This is a genomic window from Acinetobacter sp. N1-1, assembly GCF_056711485.1.
The window spans coordinates 1-4,194 of sequence record NZ_JBWXUO010000005.1 but is presented as its reverse complement, the minus strand read 5'-3'; the positions used below and the strand labels follow the sequence as shown (position 1 = coordinate 4,194).

Annotated in this window: 4 protein-coding genes and 1 pseudogene; 4 read left to right on the top strand and 1 reads right to left on the bottom strand. The window is 33.0% G+C overall.

Annotated features, from left to right (window positions below):
* Nucleotides 1-186: 186 nt before the first annotated feature.
* From AC1MPL_RS00105 to AC1MPL_RS00090, 4 genes are all read left to right on the top strand, one after another.
* The gene (locus tag AC1MPL_RS00105) at nucleotides 187-1,365 is read left to right on the top strand and encodes a benzoate/H(+) symporter BenE family transporter (RefSeq protein ID WP_479763262.1); all 1,179 of its coding nucleotides are present in this window, start codon (nucleotides 187-189) and stop codon (nucleotides 1,363-1,365) included.
* Between the two features lie 205 nt (nucleotides 1,366-1,570).
* A complete protein-coding gene (locus tag AC1MPL_RS00100; protein ID WP_479763260.1) occupies nucleotides 1,571-2,473 on the top strand; it encodes a DMT family transporter in 903 nt (300 codons plus the stop codon).
* A gap of 271 nt (nucleotides 2,474-2,744) precedes the next feature.
* Complete coding sequence (locus AC1MPL_RS00095; protein ID WP_479763258.1) at nucleotides 2,745-3,020, top strand: type II toxin-antitoxin system RelB/DinJ family antitoxin; 276 nt, start codon at nucleotides 2,745-2,747, stop codon at nucleotides 3,018-3,020.
* On the top strand, nucleotides 2,998-3,327 hold the full coding sequence (locus tag AC1MPL_RS00090; protein WP_479763256.1) for a type II toxin-antitoxin system YafQ family toxin: 330 nt from the start codon (nucleotides 2,998-3,000) through the stop codon (nucleotides 3,325-3,327). Before AC1MPL_RS00095 ends, AC1MPL_RS00090 begins: the two co-directional genes overlap by 23 nt.
* A gap of 586 nt (nucleotides 3,328-3,913) precedes the next feature.
* Here the strand turns inward: AC1MPL_RS00090 and AC1MPL_RS00085 are convergent.
* A pseudogene (locus tag AC1MPL_RS00085) lies at nucleotides 3,914-4,194 on the bottom strand (replication initiation protein); the annotation flags it as partial.

Sequence of the window (4,194 nt, the reverse complement as noted above, 5' to 3'; positions counted from 1 at the left end):
AATGTCCATTATGTTAAGTAGAAATAATAAAGCTTTTAAAAAGTGATCTAATTTAATAATTAATTTAAAGATTATATTAATAATATTATGAACATAATAAAAAATACACCTCTCCCAAAGGTTATTTGAGGCAATTTTTTATTTTGTAAAAAATTGATTTTATCTAGTAAATATAATGAGATAAAAATGGAAGTGAAAATTACTAGTTCAAGGGTAAAAGATTTGGCTTGGACTCCAGTTGCTGCGGGAATATTAGCTGCATTTATAGGTTTTTCATCTACTTTTACATTAATACTAAAAGCACTTCTTAACACTGGTGCAACCTTAGAACAAGCCATAACCGGTCTAATGGCAGTCTCTATCGGCATGGGTTTAGTCAGTTGTATATTAAGTTTTAAATATAGAATGCCTATTAGTGGTGCATGGTCAACGCCTGGAGCTGCGATTCTAATAGGTATGAAACAGAATGATTTTTCTAGTACTGTTGGCGCCTTAATTGTGACTTCGGTACTACTGATTTTAGCTAGTCTATGTAAGCCCATAAACACTTTAATTGCTAAAATACCTACGACAATAGCCAGTGCAATGTTAGCAGGTATTATATTTAACTTATGTATTTCGCCAGTTCATGCTTTCTATGAATACCCTTTTTATATGACTTTAATACTATTAACTTGGTTGGTAATGTTAAAAGTGAAAAGGGTACTTGCCATACCTAGTGCAGCCATTATGGCTTTAATTGTTGTATATTTAATCACAGATATAACTAAAGTGAATTTATTACATAGTTGGCCAAAGCTTAATATAATTTTTCCAAAATTTGAGTTATCTAGCTTTATTAATATTTCTATCCCATTATTCATTGTCACCATGGCATCACAAAACTTCCCTGGCCTTACTATATTAAAAGTTAATGGTTATGAGCCAGAAGCAAGACCATTGATATTTAATACAGGGTTAGCTAGTCTCTTGTTGGCTCCATTTGGGGGTCCCTCTATAGGATTGGCAGCGATCACAGCAGCTATATGTGCAGGAGAAGATGCTGGAGATAAAGATAAGCGTTATTGGGCAGGTATAGTATGTGGACTCTTGTATATATTGTTCGGCATTTTTTCAAGTGTAGTCACAAAAATTATTTATTTAGCTCCACCTATTCTAATAGAATCTGTTGCAGGATTAGCATTAATCGGAGCTTTTGGTAACTCTCTATTGAATGCACTAAGTGCTAAAGAAGACCGTGAAGCTGCCGTTATTACATTTTTAATTGCTGTAAGTGGACATGTCTTTTTGGGGATAAATGGGTCATTTTGGGGGCTAATTTTGGGGATAATTTTAGTTATGTTTTTACGTTATAAAAGAACATGATTTGCCTAAATATTTAAATAAAATGTTGGATCAAGTAAAAGATTCTCCGTATAAAATTAATACAATACCCCTTGTCATGAATACCAAAAAAGGGAGCTAGTAGCTCCTTTTCACTGACCTAATGTAAAAATACTCTATGGATCGTAGAGCATATTTTTATTTATATAAATCCATATACTTCTTCATCAAAAATGATTAAACACTAATGAATAATTTAAAGAAAACTTGGTTTTTTTCACCAGAAATTTTATTAATAATACTACCTCCGCTATTTTGGGCTGGGAACTTTATTATTGGACGAGCCCTTTATAATACAGTCCCACCAATGACGATATCCTTATGGAGGTGGAGCATTGCACTTGCGTGTATTCTTCCATTTTCCTGGAGAGGACTTTGTAGTGATTACCAAGTATACCTAAAACATAAGTGGTTACTTCTTAGGGTTTCATTTGCAGGAATTGTTACTTTTAATTTTCTTGTTTATATTGGATTGCATGACACTTCAGCATCAAATGCTTTGCTCTTGAACTCATCTATTCCTATTTTAATTGCTTTATTTGGAAAAGTTTTTTTTAAACAAAAGCTATTATTAATACAGAGTATTGGGCTAATTGTATCTTTTCTTGGTGTATTTATTATTATATCTCATGGCAATTGGAAGACTATCGGTTCTTTCTCACATGGAGATTTAATTATATTTCTTGGGATGATAGCTTTTTCATTCTATACAATTTGGCTTAGAAGTCTTCCTAAAGGATTAGACCCTTTAGGCTTAATAACTATTCAAATTGCTATTGCTCTAATTTTTATTATTCCATTATGGGTGATTGAAATATCTAATGGCTTCGTTAGTACTTGGAATAGTTCAAATGTAATTGCTTTAATCTATCTTGGTATATTTCCTTCATTTTTAGCTTATCTAATGTATGGAATAGGAGTAAAAAAATTTGGCCCAATACGTGCTGGTCTATCTATACATCTTATTCCAATATTTGGTGTGATACTTGCGGTTACTTTCTTAAATGAGAAACTACATCTATATCATATAATTGGGTTTATAACTATTTTGTTTGGAATAAAATTGGCAACTCATAATAAAGCTAATTAATAGTTAAAAATTAACATAATATGTGATTATACGAATTTAATTTGTTTGAATGGTATTCAGTCCGTCATACTTCAACATTGAAGCATCTAGCCCACTTTGCTGGGCTTTTGATATCTTTTGCCACGAATTAAGTATGTTTTAACGAGACCCACAATTTATTTATTATTTAGTTCTCTTTTAAAAAGACACTATCAAATTTTGCTCAATATTTATAAAAAACATGCTATCATGTGTATCAATTGAGATACAAAATACTAACTGAGTAGATGGTATGACAACGCAAACCTCTATGCTTCATGTACGAATTGATGATGAAACAAAAGTACAAGCACAACAAGCCTTAAAAGCAATGGGAATGTCTGTTTCAGATGCTGTACGCATCTTTTTAACTCGTGTTGTTGCAGAGCAAGCAATTCCTTTTGATGTGCGTGTCCCAAATACAGTGACATTGTCAGCACTTGATGAAGCAGATCAATTAATCCAATCAAAAAAAGCACGTTTTGAAACAGCAGAAGATCTATTTAATGACCTCGAAAAAAACAACTAAATCTAAACGTGCCGTACTACCTCGTTCATCTGATTACACCAAAGAATTTTTAGCAGACTGGCAACGGCTTTCTCGAAGTGGTCGTTATGACATGGGAAAGCTGAAAAAGGTTATGATGCTAATTATTGCGAATGATGAACCTTTAGGGGCTGAATGGGTTGATCATGCCCTAAATGGCAATCAATGGAAGAACTGTCGTGAGCTGCATGTAGGCGGTGATTTCCTATTGGTTTATCGCATAGAATCATTATCTAAATTTGATATGGTTGTTTTTGTTCGTACTGGTACGCATAGTGAACTTTTCTGATAAATATGTTCTGACTTTTAAAAATGGATCTTCATGGCCTTACTCACAATATCCGAAGCATCTAAACAGTTCAAAATTGCTCGAAGTTACCTTTATAAAAAAATAAATAACGGTGAATTGTCAACTCAACTGAATGATCAAGGTGTAAAGGTCATTCAATATGTCGATCTTGTCCGAGTATTTGGTGAGAATAATATAAATTTATTGAGGACAGTCCTCAACCTGTTCATGAGGACAACAGAGGACAGGATTTAAGGACAGCTGAGGACATAGTAAATTTACTGAAAGATCAGGTTTCTGAACTTAAAAAAGATAAAGAAGAAATGGCTAGAAGGCTTGATGATATGTCATCTAAGCACGATAAACTTTTATTATTGATAGAGCACAAAGCATTTTCCTCCTCTGAAAACTTGAGGACAGCTGAGGACAGTCCTCAACCTGTTCATGAGGACAACAGAGGACAGGATTTAAGGACAGCTGAGGACAACAAAAAGACAAGCCCGATTCTGATTTTTATAGGTTTCTGCATCATTGTTTTACTAATTGGATTGATGACTATACTTACACTGAAATTTTCAGGCAGGGTTTAGCTTTTAGTTACCTTAAATCCAACTTGTTCTAAGTATGGTTTGAGTATCATTTGTTTTTCAGGGTCTTTAAGCATTGAACGTAGTCTAGCTGTAAAAGGTTTCATATCTTCGCCTATATTAGCCATAGCTTGAACTTCGTAAATTACAGATAATTTACTTGCAAACGTATCTAATTGCGACTCTGTCATTTTATGGAAAATATTAGGTGTTTTCTTATTTTTTGCATCTTGCTTATGATCTATAAACTTCTCATTTTCTTTCTGTTTAAATTTGAATT

Excerpts from the sequence above, each read along its gene's own strand:
- AC1MPL_RS00090 (WP_479763256.1), top strand. The coding sequence starts at position 2,998 with ATGACCTCGAAAAAAACAACTAAATCTAAACGTGCCGTACTACCTCGT.
- AC1MPL_RS00105 (WP_479763262.1), top strand. The coding sequence starts at position 187 with ATGGAAGTGAAAATTACTAGTTCAAGGGTAAAAGATTTGGCTTGGACT.
- AC1MPL_RS00100 (WP_479763260.1), top strand. The coding sequence starts at position 1,571 with ATGAATAATTTAAAGAAAACTTGGTTTTTTTCACCAGAAATTTTATTA.
- AC1MPL_RS00095 (WP_479763258.1), top strand. The coding sequence starts at position 2,745 with ATGACAACGCAAACCTCTATGCTTCATGTACGAATTGATGATGAAACA.